Here is a 15,705-nt window from a genome sequence, read left to right on the forward strand (position 1 = left end):
GTCAAGCCCTCGCTTCAGCAAGCACCGCACCGAGCGTACGTTCGACAAGCATCAGCTTGAAAGCGTTCGCCGCGGTCGGTGTGGAGTCAGCTAACAAGGTGGCGGCAACAACTTTGGCGCTCTGCTGCATCTGCGTTTCCGCAGCCTCAACGCGCCACGGCCGTGGCGCAACCCCGCCAAGTGCGACCCGCCCCGAACCGTCTGGTTGAACGATTGCAGCCACCGAAATTAACGCAAACGCATATGACGCTCGATCCCTCACCTTGCGATAGACATGCACGCCGCCGACTGGCGCGGGCAGCGTCACACCGGTGATGAGTTCGCCAGGATTCAAGGAATTTTCGATGTTCGGTGTGTTGCCAGGCAAACGATAAAAGTCGGCAATAGGTATGCGTCGCGCCTGTCCGCCAGTGTGAATGGTTTCGATCGTGGCATCGAGCGCACGCAGCGCGACGGACATGTCACCGGGGTGGGTAGCGATGCAATATTCGCTCCCGCCGATGACCGCATGTTGGCGACTAAAGCCGTCGATGGCCGCGCATCCGCTGCCTTGACGACGCTTGTTGCAAGGCTGGTTGATATCGTAAAAATAGGGACAACGAGTGCGTTGCAGAAGATTCCCCGCAGTCGTCGCCTTATTGCGCAGCTGACCCGAGGCGCCAGCCAGAAGAGCACGCGCGAGCAAAGCGTAATCACGACGCACACGATCGTTCGCGGCGAGATCAGTATTGCGCACTAGCGCACCAATCCGCAAGCCGCCGTCCTGCGTCGGCTCGATTCGGTTTAATCGAAGACCGTTGATATCGATCAGATGGGTAGGCGTCTCGATCTCCAGTTTCATCAGATCGAGCAGGTTCGTTCCACCGGCGATGAATTTCGCATTCGGATGGCGTGTCAGAGCAGCTGCGGCCGCAGCAGGTGAATTCGGGCGCTCATACGTGAAGGGCTTCATGCTCGGCTCCCCACGACTTCTTCGACGGCCTCGACAATGTTCGAATAGGCACCGCAGCGGCAGATGTTGCCGCTCATGCGTTCGCGAATTTCAAAGGTCGTCGTCTGTGGTCGCGCACAGAGGTCTACACTGACGTGGCTCGGCACTCCTGCCTCGATCTCTTCGAGCACTGCGACGGCCGAACATATTTGCCCGGGCGTGCAGTAACCGCATTGGAAACCGTCGTGTTTGACGAACGCAGCTTGCATAGGATGCAGATGATGCGGCGTGCCAAATCCTTCTATGGTCGTGATGGCGTCGTGCTCGTGCATGACGGCGAGCGTCAGGCACGAGTTAATCCGCCGTCCGTTGACAAGCACCGTGCACGCTCCGCACTGCCCTTGGTCGCACCCCTTCTTCGTGCCGGTGAGATGCAAATGTTCGCGGAGTGCGTCGAGTAGCGTGGTTCGCGTGTCGAGTTCCAGCGCGTGCGACGTGCCGTTGATAGTAAGCGACACCTTAGCAATGGATTGCCCCGATGGTGTCTCTGCGGAATCCGAGGCTTGCGCCATTTTAGGCACGACGATCGCCGCCACGGCGCCAGTGGAAACCAGCAGGAATTCGCGTCGAGTCAACTCGACCATATTGGGAATCGACATTTGCGTTCTTCGGTAGATGTGAATAGACGATGTCCGTAACTGATCAATGTATCTACCCTCATGTCGACTGACCATACCTAAGATGCGCATGCCTCTATAAGGCAGGTTCATCAATAGGCAACATCCGTCACAGCAGCCCGGAAAAGCCGCCGAACAGGCCAAGCACAGATAGCCCGCATGCCACACAGATAACGCACCATAGGTAGGTTCCCCGCAGTTGACGGCACCTGGGCAATGCGCGAACAGCAAGCGCTACGAGCAACCCTAATGCAAGCGGCAGCAGGCATGCGTTCAACACTTGGAGAATAATGTTCAGGCCGATCGGATCTGGCGCCCAAATGACGACTCCAACCCCACCTAAAATTGCAACCCCATAGACTGGAGACACCCACCACCCCGCAGGGCTATCCGCCTGTGCTGCCTCGCGCATACCCCATACCATCGACAAGGAGGCAACAAGCGCCGCCACAAGTGCCGAGCCGACCAAGCCTGCGGAAATGACCGATCGCTCGACACTATTTCCAATCGGGTAAGCCATCACGTCGCAAAGCTGTTGAATCGATTTAAATCCAATAATGGTCTTCGCATCGCCAACTTTTGCGGCGACCGTGACCATCACGGCGGCGGTCAGCAACTGAGTCAGTGCCGCGCCGCATAACGTACTTGCGCGAGCCAGCGAGTAATCCGAGAAACGTACTCTCTGTCTGGCCATCGCTGATTGTTGATAAAAGATCATCCAGGGATTGATCGATGCGCCGACTAATGCCGCAGCGAAGTACAAGTAGTCACGATCGGACACTGGCTGGTCCAGCGTATGTCGCGCGATAATCCCCATGTTGGGATGGGATTTCCATGCGACGAAGAAGAACGTTAGCTCCACTAGACCAATCGCCAGCGCTGCACGCTCGACCCGCCGGTGCGAACCGCTTAATACAATGCCAGCGATACTTACGGCGGCCAGAGGAACGGACACCTCGCGTGGAATACCGTACATTTCCCCGACTCCCGCAACACCGGCCAACTGCGCGATGACCGAACCGATGGCACTGACACTCATACCAACTGTCGCAAACCGCGACCAGCGCTTACCGAACGCGTCACGGATCAATTCGCCATGACCGAGCCCAGTAAACATGCCAAGTCGCAACGCAAGTTCCTGCACCACGTAAAGCGCCGGAATTAGACCGAGCAACAAAGGCAGCAAGCGATAACCCCATCGGGCGCCGCTTTGCGCAGCTGAAACAACGTTGCCGACGTCGGTATCAGCCAGCATCACGAGTACGCCGGGACCTGCGACGGCAAGCGGTATCAAGAGCCGGCCCAGGAACGGACGTGAGGCGGCCGAGGCGGAAGAGCTTTGATTCATGTCGGACCAAAAAGACGCGCGGGGAGTTCGGTCCCCACGCGTACCGAAGAACACTCAGAAAGCATGCTTCAGGCCGACACGAGCGACGACCTGGGACGTAGTGCTCGACATGCCCGCCGCACCCGGAACTTGAGCTTGGTCTAAAGCGGTCCCGGTTGTATCTCCGGCGACGTGTTGATAGGCCGCTTGAAAATAAACGTCTGTCCGCTTAGATAACGCATAGTCCGCCATCACGGCTGCCTGATGCCATTTAGGCTTGGACGTTCCGGACGACGCATCGAACGTACCCTTCGTGTATGTGTACATCGCAGTCAAGAAGAACGCCGGTGTGAACTGGTACTTGCCGTTGACTTCAAAATTATCGAACTTGAGGGAGCTAGGAAGGATGTTGAATGCACCCACATAAACCGACGCCGTGGGAGAGTCTACTGTCGTGTGGGTGTAGACGAACCCGACCGATGCCGCCTCCCATGTGTAATTGATCCCACCCCCCCAAATCTGCTGACGACTCGCGACGAAGTTCGTGTCGTCACCCGCTAACGCGCCATTTGCGTTGCCGCCTGGATTGTTTGCTTGCAGATACGCCGCGCCCAGAGAGAGCGCTGCGCCCGTGTATGTCACACCGACGCTGTACTCCCGATTGTTGGAGAAGCCACCGGCTTGGTTGCTGAATGCGTACATGCCTCCAAACTTTACGCCGCCGTAGTTGATGCTTGAAAACTTGACGGCGTTGTTGACGCGAAATGTGTTATCGGTATTGTCGTTATCCAGCGGGTGCGCAAAAATGAAGCCTGTCGTACTGCCATTGGATGTCAGCGGGGCGAGATAGTCGACAACCGAGTCGTATTGCCGACCGAGCGTGACAGTGCCATACGGAGTAGATTGCAAGCCGACGTACGCCTGCCGACCAAACTCGCGCCCACCTTGGCCAAGACGCCCGTTGTTATTGTCGAAGCCATTCTCCAGCGTGAAGATGGCCTTCACGCCGTTGCCCAGGTCCTCCGCCCCCTTCAGTCCCCATCGGCTGCCCGCGACCCAGCCGCTCTGGAATTGCCAAGCCTGGTGTCCGGCTGCATTGTTCGTGAACGCGAAGCCCTCATCGATGATGCCGTACAGCGTGACGCTATTTTGGGCAAACGCAGCAGTTGTTACAACAAGGGGGACCGCAGCCCCAAGAAGATGCTTTCTCATTCGGGTTGTCTCCGTATTTATTAATCGATTTGTTGTACGACGTTGGTCCATCCTGAAGGATGCATTCGCTCGTGCGGCTAGCTCATTCAATAAGCGAACAGCGCAACCTTGCCACATGTTCTCTCGATTTCGAACTCTCTTCGTTCTCCTATTTTTAATTCAGGAGCGTCTTTATCGGAATCATCACAGGCTACGAGGTACGATCTGACTGCTTAGTGAACTGCGGCGTACATGATCTTTTCTTCGGTCGCCTCTCCCGCGTTCATCTCTTCGACAATCTGGCCTTTCCGCGCAACCAGAATGCGATCAGAGAGCGACAAGATCTCCGGCAGATAGGACGAGATAAGAACGACGGCGATGCCGTCGTCGGCAAGGCGATTGATCAAGTTGTGAATCTCGACGATCGAACCGACATCTACCCCGCGAGTTGGTTCGTCGAAAATAATGAGGCGGGGCTTCTGAATAAGCGACTTGGCAATGACCACTTTCTGCTGATTGCCTCCGGACAGTTCAATGACCTTTGCGGAGGAATCGATGGCCCTAATCTGCAGCGATCTCGTCCAGTGCTCCGCAAGCTTACGCGCCTGCGCTGTCGACACCACGGAAACCGGATTTGACCCGTTGGCAAGATCGCCAATCTGAATGTTCTCCGCTATCGACATGGTCTCGAAAAAGCCATCGAGCTTACGGTCCTCGGTGACGTAGACGATGCCATCTCGCATCGCGGGCCGTGGAATCCTGTATCGCACTGGCCGACCCATAAAGCGAATCTCTCCTCCGTGGAAGAAGTTTCGTTTCAAGGCGCCTGCGACGACTTTCATTGTCTCGGTTCTTCCCGCGCCGACAAGCCCGAACATACCTGTGACCTGACGGTCGTAGACACTGAACGATGTGTTTCGCACTACGTTGACCATCGAAAGATTGTTCACGCTAAGGATTTTTCGCTTGGCTTTTCGAATCGGTAGTTCACGTCCCTTCCGTGCCCCGTACAACTCCTCCGACAGGCCCCGACCAATCATCGCCTGAATGATCTTCTCCCGCGTGAAGGTCGAAGTCGGTCCTGTCGCAACCTTCTCACCATCTCGCAGAATCGTGATGGTGTCCGAGTGCTGCAGAGCCTCTTCAAGCGCGTGACTAATGAAGAGCACCGAGATACCTTGCTCCTTCAGCCTATGAACGAGGCCGAAGAAATAATGCTTCTCCTCGGGCGTCAGCGTCGCTGTCGGCTCATCGAAAATGATGACCTTCGCGGCGTGATGTGCCGCTCGCGCCACCTCGACCATCTGGCGTTGCGCGGCGCCCAGCGTACTGACGAGCGCAGTTGGGTCGACGTTAAACTTCATCGATAACAGAAACGTTTGAGCGCGGATGTAGAGGCCTCGAAGCCGGTTCATGAACCGCTCTTCGCCCAAATAAATATTCTGAGCAACGGTCATGGAGCTGACGAGATTGGTCTCCTGAAAAACCATGGCAATGCCTTTCTTCAGCGCAGCCGCAGGTGTTTCGATGACCACCGGTTTTCCGTCGATGAGAATCTCGCCTGCGCTCAGCGGATATACGCCAGCCAGCGTCTTCATCAAAGTCGATTTGCCAGCCCCGTTCTCACCGAGGATGGCATGGACCTCACCGCGACGCAGCTTAAGGTCGATACCCTTGATCGCATAAACACCCCGAAAATCCTTCGTCGCGCCTTTGAGTTCAAGAACAGTGTCCATCAAAGCAGTTTCTCCGCAAGATCGCTTTCGTTCAGGACAAGGGCCAGTCCCGCTCCTTTTGCGCCGACGATCGTTCGAGCACGGTGCTCGGTCACGCTCGTCACGCCATGACGAACGCCGTCGGCGCGGCTGTGCCAGCTCGCGACAGGATTCAGATCCGCGCCCAGTAACACGACAAGTCCATAAGACCAAGTCGGAGCCCACGGTTTCAGCACGCCCATGCGCTTTACTGCACCATATTGAAGCGTTTCCTTAAAACTGACACCGCTCGCTAAAGAGGGCGCGATCCAATATGCGGGGTCGATCGTCCTGATCATCTGATCGCAATACCTGCGCTCTCCGAGAATGAACTCGAGCAGTTGATTGCGCGGTGCAAAGAGCGTGAGCCAGAATCCGCCTCTGGCGGCTGGCGCGAGCCGCGAGGGGTAGCCCGGCAAGTCTTCGAGTACCGTCATGACCGACGCTGCGCCTCCCCTCCCGATACGCAACAACCGGTGCCGCCATGCCTCGCTGACGAGCAACTCTGCGTTGCCCGCGTCGGCAACACCATACGGATAGCCAAGGCCGCCTGCGAGGCATCTTTCGCCGCCGCTGTCGAGAGCGACCTCCCAGACGGATCCGCTGCGACCGAGGTTCATCAGGTCTCGCTTCCACTGTGAAGCAGAGTAAGTAGCAGACCCGCTCACAACGACCAACCGGTCTGGACCAAAGAACAGTGCATCCGTAGGGCAGACGAGCGAAACTCCCCCAACCGTCTTAATCAATCGACCATCATGCACGCCACCGCGGATGGCGATGCCAGCTCCGTCCAATCCGATTGCCATCGCGCCACGACCGTCCGACGCAATACAGGTTATTTCGCTGTCAAAGGTGGCCACTTGTTCCCGCGAGCCGCCCGCGTCGCACCTGATCAGGCTTGATCCGCTGGAGAAATAGAGATTGTCTCCGACCGACGTCAGGTTATCGAGTTGTTGCTGGGACAGCAGCACTTCAGCAGAATCAAGCCCCTGATTGGGCTGCAGAGGGCCGTCCATCACAGGCACGAATGCGCTGTATTTCCCTCTGCCGAGCAGCGAATCGACTTTGTCACGAAGTACATTGATCACTTCGCTTCCCCCAATAGTTTTCAGGACCAGTCCACGTCGGATCGGCACCGGGAATTTTCCATTTTCCAACACGGTTGTTGAATACGCCCGCGATATAGAGGTGTCCCTCGTGCTCCTTGCACGAAGTGACCATCGGGTGATTGATCCCTCCCTTATCCCAAAGCGATTCGAGCACCTTCCCTTCGAGCGTCATCTTGAGGATGCAGCCGGTGTTGATGTTGGGAAACATCCAATTTGCTTGAGCGACCCGCTTCGTCATTCGCCGCCTGAAGCCGGGCTGTGTGATGGCCAGATCGAGTGCTGGGCCGCGCATTCCAACAAGGCAAAGCCAAAAGTTCCCGTCGGAGGCACGGTTGATGTTATCCGGGTATCCGGGCAAGTTCTCGAGCACTGTCTCGACCTTTCCCTTATTAGGTCCGTCGAACCAGTATCTGCTCACCTTGCACGCCCAACTCTCGGTAAAGAGCAAAGACTCTCCGTCTGGCAAGCACGTGATTCCGTTCGCGAAGATCAGATTCCTCACCACAGTGCGGGTCGACTTGTCGCGCGGGTCGTAGCAGATGAGCCGTCCGTTGCCGCGGCTCTCAATCATGTCGACTGGCCAGTCCCAATCGTTATAGCGAACGCTTGCCTCGCTGAAGAAGATACGGCCATCAGGGGCGATGTCCAGATCGTCGGCCAACCGAATTCGTGAGTCGTCGATGACGGAAAACAGACTTCGGTTCGTCTCGTCGGTGAGCTTCACTACTTCCGCGCAAGGCGTCACCATGTATAGCCCCATCCCGCCGACGCAAACGACGAGGTTGTCGTCCTTGTCAAAGTTCATGCCGAGCGTTGCGCCACCGACATGCGCAAAGATTTCGTGCCGCTTGAAGTCCGGCCCGAACCAGCGATGAATCTCACCATGACGTGATCCGGAGTAAAGGTTGCCCTGACGGTCGAGTAGCACGTCTTCCGGTCCTTCCACTTGGCCCAGGCCAATCGTTTCCGCACTGCGAAGCGCGTCGTTGACGGAGTACACACCCTTGGCTCCAACCTCCGCATCGGGACACTCCGGCAGTTTGAGATAAGCCGGAGACACATAGGTACTATCGATCGCCTTGTGCCGATTCTTGACCCAACGAACATCAAGCCACACTGCCAATAGCAAGACGATGCCGAGGATAAGTGCCGACGTCGTTCCACTGACGCCCTTTTCCAACAATCCGTTGGTCATGATCAGAACGATGACCGATCCGAGCAGCGCCTTAGCTACCGACCCTCGGCCGCCACCCAAAGTCGTCCCGCCAAGTACGACCGCTGTCAGGACCGTGATCTCCATGCCAACGCCCGTGTCGGAGCCGATACTGCCGAGCCTCGCACCAAACAGGATCGCTGCAATTGCTACCATCACGCCTGAAGCCACGTAAGTCAGGAACAGAACTCTCCGGACAGGAATGCCTGCGTTGTAAGCCGATCGTCGTGAGCCGCCCACCGCAGCGATATGCCATCCTGGCCGTGAACGGGACAGAATCAGATGCCACACGAGCGCTAAGGCGCCCGCGATATAGACCGCGTACGACAACCCCAAAGCCGATCCCGTCTGAAGCGTCGCCCACAGTGCCGAGTCGGACGAACCCACTACGACCTGCGTTGCAAATTGAGGCAGCAGAATCTCGTAGGCCGAGCGAAACAGAATGAGCGTCACGAGCGTCGTCAAAAAAGCTCGCAGTCGCAGGTAGCCAATTAGGACGCCGTTCAGTGCCCCACAAGCCGCACCTACAGCAAGCGTCAATGCAATTGCCTGCGGCAAAGCCAAGTTGTAGACGTTCAGTGAGGTGAGAACGGTCAGCGCGCATAACGCAAAGATCGAGCTAATGGAGAGGTCAATGCCGCCGGAGAGCACTACCACCGTCAGCGCCAATGCCATCAAACTGAATTCCGAAATTTGCGCGGAAAGGTTGTATAACCCCGCCGTCGAGAAAAGGCTGGAAGTCACAACGCCGAACACCGCCACGACAAGCGCCAGCGCGAAAAACGGAACTGCGTTGTCGGTCCAGCGTTTCGAAAGTATTTCCCCAATCAGATGATCGGGGAAAAAGCGGTAACGCAGCCGCTGCATCGTATCAATTGTGCTCATGGTCTTGGCCGCCCTCAGCGCATTGTGTCGAGCTTCCAGCAGGAATCGGAGGCTAGCGTGTCCTTGGTGACCAAATAATTCGGCCCGTAATACACGACCGGATTCGCGCCCGCCTTGTCTTTCGACTGAAGGAGCTGTGAAACCTGAACGTTGAGCGCCGCCCCTTGCATCCGGGCATCGTATTCGATGAACATTCCGAACAATCCGTCTTTCACCTTTTCGCAAGACGTCTGGTTGCCACCTCCCGACGTGACGACGAAGACCTGATTCGACTTGCCGGCTTCTCGCACCGCAGCGCCTACGCCGGAGTCCTGGCCGTCCCAGACGCCGAAGGTTGCGCACAGATCTGGGTTACGTTGCAGCACGCTGCTCATGATGCCGCGGGCCTTATTGGCGTCGTAGCCGGCAGATTGCTGCGACACGATCTGGATATCCGGTGCCAGTTCCTTGAGCGCTTTATGGAAGCCAAACATCTGATACAGATCGATTGAAGAGGTCGGCACACCTGTAACGACCGCTATCTTGTTGGAGGGACCCTTCCCTTTCGAGCAGCGCTTCGCAATCTCCCTGCCGCCGGTGTAGCCGATCCCCACCCAGTCCGCGCCGACATAGGTATCGCTTTGAGTCAGCGACTCCATGTTGACCTGGATTACTTTGATGCCTTCGTCCATTGCCTTCTTGATGAGCTTCGCATATGACTGGACGTCGGGATTCTGAAGAACGATGAGGTCTGCCTTTTCAGAGATCGCGGCAGAAAGCGCACGGGCTCCCACGTCCGTGCTCCAGTTCGGATCCCGTACGTCCACGGTGTAGCCGAGTTCGTCGGCCTGACGCTTGAGGATCTTGTACCAGGCGGCCGCGTTATCACGCATTTCCAGCGGAATATAGACGATGCGCTTACCCGCCACCGCTTTCAGGTAAGTGTTCCGCTTAGCATTGTCGATGCCCTCCTGCGCAAAGACGGGAGAGGCTGCAATCGCCAAAGCAAGGCATCCTACAATCATTCTTGTCAATCGTTTCATCGTTTCGTCTCCTTCGTATGACCGCATGGACTGCGGCGTCAATTTAGATATCACCTTGCTGGGACGTCTGTTCGTCACGCGGATTGGCGAATGTTTCGACAATCAAAGCCGCGAGCATCACGAGACTTTTCACGAGGTTTTGCACTGTGTATGACAAATCCATGATCGTCATGCCGGTCAGGAGCGTCCCGACGAACAGCGTTCCAACCACAACGTTTCTTACTCCGCCCCGGCCGCCGCTCAATCCGATACCGCCGAGCACGACGACCAGCACCACGTCGTAGACGAACGTCGTGTAGAACAGTCGCGTGTTGATACCCGAGTTGGACGCAACGATTACAAGCCCGATAAGAAACGACATCAAGCTCGTGAACACGTACTTGCCGACGATGATGAAACGAACGGGAAACCCGGTAAGGCGCGCGGCAGCCGGGTTGTCACCGATGGCATAGATGGTTCTGCCAAATCGCGTGAGCCGAAGGATCGAGTAGACGATCAGCGCACACGCGATGAAGACATAGATCGCGATGGGGACGCCGAACACCGACCCATACCCAAGCAGCCGAAGCCAGTCGATGCCGCCGGGAGCCAGAAAGGTCTCTTGTGAAAACAGGAACGCGTTTCCGAAGCCGAAAATGACCGGCCCCATCGCAAGCGTCGTGAACACGGCTGGAATCTCCGCATAAGCCACGATGCATCCGACAACCAGCCCGACTACCACGACAAATCCAGCTCCAGCGACCAAAGAGAGGCCGAAGGCATGACCGTCCTGGGTCATCTTCAAAGCCCAACCCATCCCGACCACGAGCGTTGCAATCATCGAGAGATCGATACCGCGCCCAATCACGGCCACACTCATGCCCAAACCCAGCATGCCAAGAACGGAAACGTTACGGAGCAAGGTGATAACGTTTCCGGAGGTCAGGAAGTCCTTCAGGACAACAGAAAACGCAATAAACATGCAGGTCGTCAGTAGAAATACGATGCTCTCTTGTGTGAGCTGAAATCGGGGGAGCCCGAACCTCCTGGACGCATCTCCATCGATCGCTTCCGGCCCATGGCGTCCATCGGTGCTTTTAATGGCGTCTGTCAATCTCGTCTCCTTTTGATCTTGCATTCGATTGATATCAGTGCAATGCCTATGCCAATTTATCTCTATCGATAACCCTTAGATTCGGAATGCGTACCATCGATCTTTAAACCGCAAATATGAACATACTCACGCGGTCCTGATCGCTACATCGACTTCAATCATGGTCGGTCAATTCGTATACCTAATTTTTTGTCTGACTGCATCCTCCATGGACATGTCGATGTACATTGAAAGGACATTCGCAGAGGAACCCAAAGACAACAGGCATTGCCATAAGCCTCGGTCCCCGGATTCATCATGGACAAGTCTGTCCTACGTTCGCAGCGAACCAGACTCCTTTATTGGCGGAACGTGAGCACCATCCCGACTACACATGACGCCTCACGCAACGACGGCTCGGACATGCATCGCGTCGCTTAGGATCATGTCGGCGCCCTTCTCGCCGATCATGATGCTGGGAGCATTGGTGTTGCCCGATGTCACTGTCGGCATGATCGAGGCATCGACCACGCGCAGTCGATCCACGCCGTGAACACGCAAACGCGAATCCACGACCGCCATGCTGTCGTTGCCCATCTTGCATGAGCCCGCCGGGTGGAACGCGCACTGACCTTCACGCTCCATGTAGTCCGTTAGCTCCTCGTCGCTTTTGACTGTTGCACCTGGCGCAATTTCCTTCAACACGCGCGACGCGAGCGGTTCCGCGGCGAAGATGCGACGTATCATCCTGAGTCCCGCCACCATTACCTCGACGTCGGAAGGGTCCCCGAGATAGTTCGGGTTGAACGCTGGCGGCTTCATGGGATCGGCGGACTGCAAGGTGATTTCGCCGCGAGAGGCGGGACGCATGTTGTAGACCGACGCACTCACGCCCGGAAAGCCGTCCACTTCAACAGCGCCGGTCGGCAGATATCGGAAGGTCATGGGACGAAAGCTGATCTCGAGATCGGCATACGAAACCTTTGGGCTGCTTTTAACAAACGCAGCAGCCATTGAAGATCCCAAAGCCAGATATCCCTGATGCGTCGCGACGTAGCGGGCACCTTCGAGATATTTACGCCATCCCGACAGAACATGATTGTAGGAACTGTCGCGAGTTGCCTCCGCCTGAACGCGAACGACGAAATGGTCTTGAAGATTTTTCCCCACACCCGGTGCGTCGACCAGCGTAGGGATACCGAAGCGATGCAACATCCTTCCGTCGCCGATACCCGAAAGCATGAGGACATGCGGCGAGTTCAAGGCCCCGGCGCAAAGAATCACTTCACGGCGTGCTGTAATCGTCCGGGTTTGAAGATCGTCGATGATCTCGACCCCCGTCGCTTGGCCGTCTTCGATCACGATGCGGCGCACATGCGTGTTCGCCTTCACCACCAGATTGGGCCGACTCTTGATCGGCTCGATGTACGCGGAGTAAGCCGACTTCCGAACCCCGCCCGCTATGGTTGCCTGCAGAAAACCTGCACCATGCTCCTCGACGCCGTTGATCGCGTCCAGTGTTGGAATTCCGTTGGCCGCAGCGGATTGCAAGAAGGCGAACGCGGAGGGATGCTTCACGGCCGGATCGCTGATGATCATCGGCCCATCGGTGCCCCATAGGGGAGGCCCGACGCGTCGATTGGACTCGGCACGCTTGAAGTACGGAAGCACGTCTTCCCACCGCCATCCATCATTGCCGAGACTGGCCCAGTGGTCGAAATCTGCCCGGTGACCACGGACATAGACCATCCCGTTGATCGCACTGCTGCCGCCGAGCGCTTTGCCTCTTGGCCAGTAAATGCGACGATCGCGTAGCGTGGGAACAGGCTCCGTGAAGTACTTCCAGTTGTAGTCGTCGTGCTTGAAAAGCTTTCCCATACCCGCCGGCGTACGGATCCAGAAATCGTCGGAAGGCGGCCCGGCTTCGAGAAGCAGAACGCGTAGATCTGGATTGTCGGACAGCCGGCGAGCGACCGCGCAGCCCGCCGAGCCTGCGCCAATAACGATGTAGTCGTAGCTTTCCAATTTCTTGTCTCGTGATGGTTCGTGCAACGACGACCCTTTTTTCTGCAGAGGCCGACATTGCTGGCCGGACGATGCGTCCGGCCGAAGATTGCGAGTGGATGGCTCTGTCTTGCGGCGTTCCCATCCGCGCGATGCAGGGCGGTATGCGGCTCGTCTCCTTCTGTTATTTCGGCGATTCAGGCAAGGAAGAGAAAGTCTCCAAGACCGTGATCTGAAAAGACGCCGCGCCGCATGGCCTCTTAAGCAAATCGAATGCCGGTTTGTATCCGTCGGGCTTAGCCCCGCTGTGATGCACGGTCACAGGGATTTCAAAGGTCGCCTGCGCATCGCAGGCTCGCGGCCTTCGCTGCTCGCGAACCCGAGGTGTCGCTGCGAACGACACCCCGTGTCTTTCACACGCTGTGCGCACTGAACGCTTCGAGTCGTCACTCTGCGCACTGGCGCAGGTCTTGCATCTTCCGAAGCCTTGAGCAGCATCTACACGTGCTGCTATCACCGCCCACCCCGAAAACGAGGTAATCATGCCCCTGCCCGACCCGCACGTCCGTCGCGCGATGCATCATCGTGTCATTGACATGAACGCGTATCTTCGCGAAGACGGGTTGTATGATATCGACGCCCATCTGGTCGATACCAAACCTTTTGATTTTCCGCTCGTCAGTTCTCTTGATCCGCTGCCTGCGGGTCGGCCGCTGCACGATCTGTGGATTCGAATGACGGTGGACGAGACCTGCATCGTCCGCGACATCGATGCTCGCTCGGACTCCACGCCCTACTCGTTATGCAAGGAAGCCGAATCGACTTTGGGCGTTCTAATCGGAGAGCGTATTGCTTCGGGCTGGTCGGCGAAGGTCAAGGAGCGCCTTCGTGGCGCGGCGGGATGCACGCATCTGATGGAGATGCTGACACCGATGGCGACCACCGCCTTGCAGGCGATTGGCGGTGCTCATAGAGAGGGAGCGACAACGGTCGATCTCGCCAAGGTTCCTTTGCGGCTAGACAGTTGCTATGCCTACTCCCGCCATCGTGAAGTCGTTCTACGCTATTGGCCGCAACACTACTCTGTTGGCTAAATTACTTGCCTCAAGTGGCGCTTTCAATCGCGGCCGCTCCGAACGCGCCCGCTTCCGCAAGGGCCCGAATGCGCTTAGCGTCATAACCCAGCCATTCGGCGAGCACGGCGTCAGTGTTCTGCCCTACACGAGGCGCGGCAACCGGATCAGCCAGCGGCGTTTCTGAATATCGAATCGGCAATGCGACGTTGGGCACCCAGCCCAGCTCGGGATGAGGAATGCGGGTGACAATCTCGCGCTCGCGCGCTTCGGGAGCACGGATCGCTTCGCCGACCGTGCGCAGTTCGCCGCAGGGAACGTTGGCCTCACGCATGCGCGTTTGCCAATATGCCCAGGGCTGCTTCGAAAATGCCTCCTGCAATATCGCAAAGAGCGCTTCGCGCTTCGCGACACGGTCCTTGTTCGTCGCGTATCCTGGGTCGGCCGCAACTTGCGGAAGATCGACTACTTGCGTCATCAGACGCTGGAAAATCTGCGTGTTGCCGCAGTTGATCAAGAACGATCGGTCGGTGGCTTTGAAGACACCTGACGGGCACGTGTCAGGGCTGGTGTTGCCGGGCCGGACGGGTTCCTTGCCTGTGTACAACTGCTGCAGCGGTGCGTACCCGGTCATCAGCACGGCGTTGTCGAACAACGCGACCTCGACCGACTGGCCTTGTCCCGTTCTTGCCTTGGCGACCAGCGCACCGAGAATCGCGTTGCACGCCATCATCGCCGTACTGATATCCATCACGGGAGAAAGAGCGCGCACACCTTCGCGATCGGGGTAACCATTCATCGAAATGAAGCCGCTCTCCGCCTGTGCGATCGGATCGAAGCCGAGCCGATCGGCGAACGCGCCCTTGCGTCCATACGCCGACACAGAGCAGAAAACGAGTCCTGGATTGCTCTCGCGCCAGGTCTCATAGCCGAGCCCGAGCCGCTCGATTACGCCTGTCGAAAAGTTCTCCACGACGACGTCCGCCTTCGAAATAAGCTCGCGTGCGAGAGCGAGCCCTTCGGATGTCTTTAGATCCAGCGCAATGCTGCGCTTGTTGCGATTGGTCCAGGCGTACGGCACTCCACCGCCGAAGGCCGGGACGATCGGGGGATACTGGCGGAAGTCATCCCCTCGGCCGGGCGCCTCGACCTTTATCACTTCCGCGCCCATGTCCGCGAGGATCATTGTCGCGAACGGACCCGCGATAAAATGCGTGAAATCAACAATCTTGATTCCTTGCAGTGCCAACTCCGCATTTGCCGGACGGGGGCGATGAGCGGGAAAGTCATTTTCGATGTCATTGAACATAATGGTCTGTTTCGCTGTTTCGATGCGATGAGCAAAGCCGCTTCCGAGCACGAGACGGCAATCGGCGTGTCTGCTTTAGGGTGCAACATGTATGCCATCCTCGAGGCACCGGCATACGCGCTTCTCAAGCCAGACTTA

The 15,705-nt window shown here is 57.2% G+C and carries 13 protein-coding genes; 2 read left to right on the top strand and 11 right to left on the bottom strand.

The genetic code is table 11. The features are described 5' to 3' along the window. Position 1: 1 nt before the first annotated feature. The 10 genes from NCT03_RS30290 to NCT03_RS30335 all read right to left on the bottom strand — a co-directional run bounded on the left by NCT03_RS30290 (position 2) and on the right by NCT03_RS30335 (position 13,206). On the bottom strand, positions 2–952 hold the full coding sequence (locus tag NCT03_RS30290; RefSeq protein ID WP_250495093.1) for an FAD binding domain-containing protein: 951 nt from the start codon (positions 950–952) through the stop codon (positions 2–4). Then, complete coding sequence (gene paoA / locus NCT03_RS30295) at positions 949–1,590, bottom strand: aldehyde dehydrogenase iron-sulfur subunit PaoA (protein ID WP_250495094.1); 642 nt, start codon at positions 1,588–1,590, stop codon at positions 949–951. Before paoA ends, NCT03_RS30290 begins: the two co-directional genes overlap by 4 nt. A 127-nt stretch (positions 1,591–1,717) precedes the next feature. Continuing rightward, positions 1,718–2,863, bottom strand: a complete 1,146-nt coding sequence (locus NCT03_RS30300; protein ID WP_250495096.1) for an NRAMP family divalent metal transporter — start codon at positions 2,861–2,863, stop codon at positions 1,718–1,720. 147 nt (positions 2,864–3,010) lie between these two features. Then, positions 3,011–4,147 carry a porin gene (locus NCT03_RS30305; protein ID WP_250495098.1) on the bottom strand — a complete coding sequence of 379 codons (1,137 nt, stop codon included), beginning with the start codon at positions 4,145–4,147 and terminating at the stop codon, positions 3,011–3,013. A gap of 212 nt (positions 4,148–4,359) precedes the next feature. After that, entirely contained in the window at positions 4,360–5,862 is a 1,503-nt protein-coding gene (locus tag NCT03_RS30310; RefSeq protein WP_250495100.1) for a sugar ABC transporter ATP-binding protein, read from the bottom strand. Then, positions 5,862–6,968, bottom strand: a complete 1,107-nt coding sequence (locus NCT03_RS30315) for an SMP-30/gluconolactonase/LRE family protein (RefSeq protein WP_250495102.1) — start codon at positions 6,966–6,968, stop codon at positions 5,862–5,864. Before NCT03_RS30315 ends, NCT03_RS30310 begins: the two co-directional genes overlap by 1 nt. Continuing rightward, the gene (locus tag NCT03_RS30320) at positions 6,949–9,087 is read right to left on the bottom strand and encodes an ABC transporter permease (RefSeq protein ID WP_250495103.1); all 2,139 of its coding nucleotides are present in this window, start codon (positions 9,085–9,087) and stop codon (positions 6,949–6,951) included. The genes NCT03_RS30315 and NCT03_RS30320 overlap by 20 nt, the downstream gene beginning before the upstream one ends. A gap of 14 nt (positions 9,088–9,101) precedes the next feature. Further along, positions 9,102–10,109, bottom strand: a complete 1,008-nt coding sequence (locus NCT03_RS30325; RefSeq protein WP_250495105.1) for a sugar ABC transporter substrate-binding protein — start codon at positions 10,107–10,109, stop codon at positions 9,102–9,104. 43 nt (positions 10,110–10,152) lie between these two features. After that, entirely contained in the window at positions 10,153–11,202 is a 1,050-nt protein-coding gene (locus tag NCT03_RS30330) for an ABC transporter permease (RefSeq protein WP_250495107.1), read from the bottom strand. A gap of 381 nt (positions 11,203–11,583) precedes the next feature. Then, positions 11,584–13,206 carry a GMC family oxidoreductase gene (locus tag NCT03_RS30335; protein ID WP_250495109.1) on the bottom strand — a complete coding sequence of 541 codons (1,623 nt, stop codon included), beginning with the start codon at positions 13,204–13,206 and terminating at the stop codon, positions 11,584–11,586. Between the two features lie 11 nt (positions 13,207–13,217). Here NCT03_RS30335 and NCT03_RS30340 point away from each other — a divergent pair, with 11 nt between their 5' ends. Both NCT03_RS30340 and NCT03_RS30345 read left to right on the top strand, forming a co-directional pair. Continuing rightward, positions 13,218–13,421, top strand: coding sequence for a hypothetical protein (locus NCT03_RS30340; protein WP_250495110.1), 204 nt, complete (start codon positions 13,218–13,220; stop codon positions 13,419–13,421). Between the two features lie 306 nt (positions 13,422–13,727). After that, on the top strand, positions 13,728–14,279 hold the full coding sequence (locus NCT03_RS30345; protein ID WP_250495112.1) for a DUF2889 domain-containing protein: 552 nt from the start codon (positions 13,728–13,730) through the stop codon (positions 14,277–14,279). A gap of 10 nt (positions 14,280–14,289) precedes the next feature. Here NCT03_RS30345 and NCT03_RS30350 read toward each other — a convergent pair whose 3' ends face one another. Further along, the gene (locus NCT03_RS30350; protein ID WP_250495176.1) at positions 14,290–15,567 is read right to left on the bottom strand and encodes a CaiB/BaiF CoA transferase family protein; all 1,278 of its coding nucleotides are present in this window, start codon (positions 15,565–15,567) and stop codon (positions 14,290–14,292) included. Positions 15,568–15,705: the final 138 nt, after the last annotated feature.

The organism is Caballeronia sp. GAWG1-1, from assembly GCF_023631465.1.
Taxonomy (GTDB): domain Bacteria; phylum Pseudomonadota; class Gammaproteobacteria; order Burkholderiales; family Burkholderiaceae; genus Caballeronia.

What these genes read in the sequence shown, in the direction of transcription:
- NCT03_RS30290 (WP_250495093.1), bottom strand. Translation starts at nt 952, where the DNA reads ATGAAGCCCTTCACGTATGAGCGCCCGAATTCACCTGCTGCGGCCGCA.
- paoA (WP_250495094.1), bottom strand. Translation starts at nt 1,590, where the DNA reads ATGTCGATTCCCAATATGGTCGAGTTGACTCGACGCGAATTCCTGCTG.
- NCT03_RS30300 (WP_250495096.1), bottom strand. Translation starts at nt 2,863, where the DNA reads ATGCTGGCTGATACCGACGTCGGCAACGTTGTTTCAGCTGCGCAAAGC.
- NCT03_RS30305 (WP_250495098.1), bottom strand. Translation starts at nt 4,147, where the DNA reads ATGAGAAAGCATCTTCTTGGGGCTGCGGTCCCCCTTGTTGTAACAACT.
- NCT03_RS30310 (WP_250495100.1), bottom strand. Translation starts at nt 5,862, where the DNA reads ATGGACACTGTTCTTGAACTCAAAGGCGCGACGAAGGATTTTCGGGGT.
- NCT03_RS30320 (WP_250495103.1), bottom strand. Translation starts at nt 9,087, where the DNA reads ATGAGCACAATTGATACGATGCAGCGGCTGCGTTACCGCTTTTTCCCC.
- NCT03_RS30325 (WP_250495105.1), bottom strand. Translation starts at nt 10,109, where the DNA reads ATGAAACGATTGACAAGAATGATTGTAGGATGCCTTGCTTTGGCGATT.
- NCT03_RS30345 (WP_250495112.1), top strand. Translation starts at nt 13,728, where the DNA reads ATGCCCCTGCCCGACCCGCACGTCCGTCGCGCGATGCATCATCGTGTC.
- NCT03_RS30350 (WP_250495176.1), bottom strand. Translation starts at nt 15,567, where the DNA reads ATGTTCAATGACATCGAAAATGACTTTCCCGCTCATCGCCCCCGTCCG.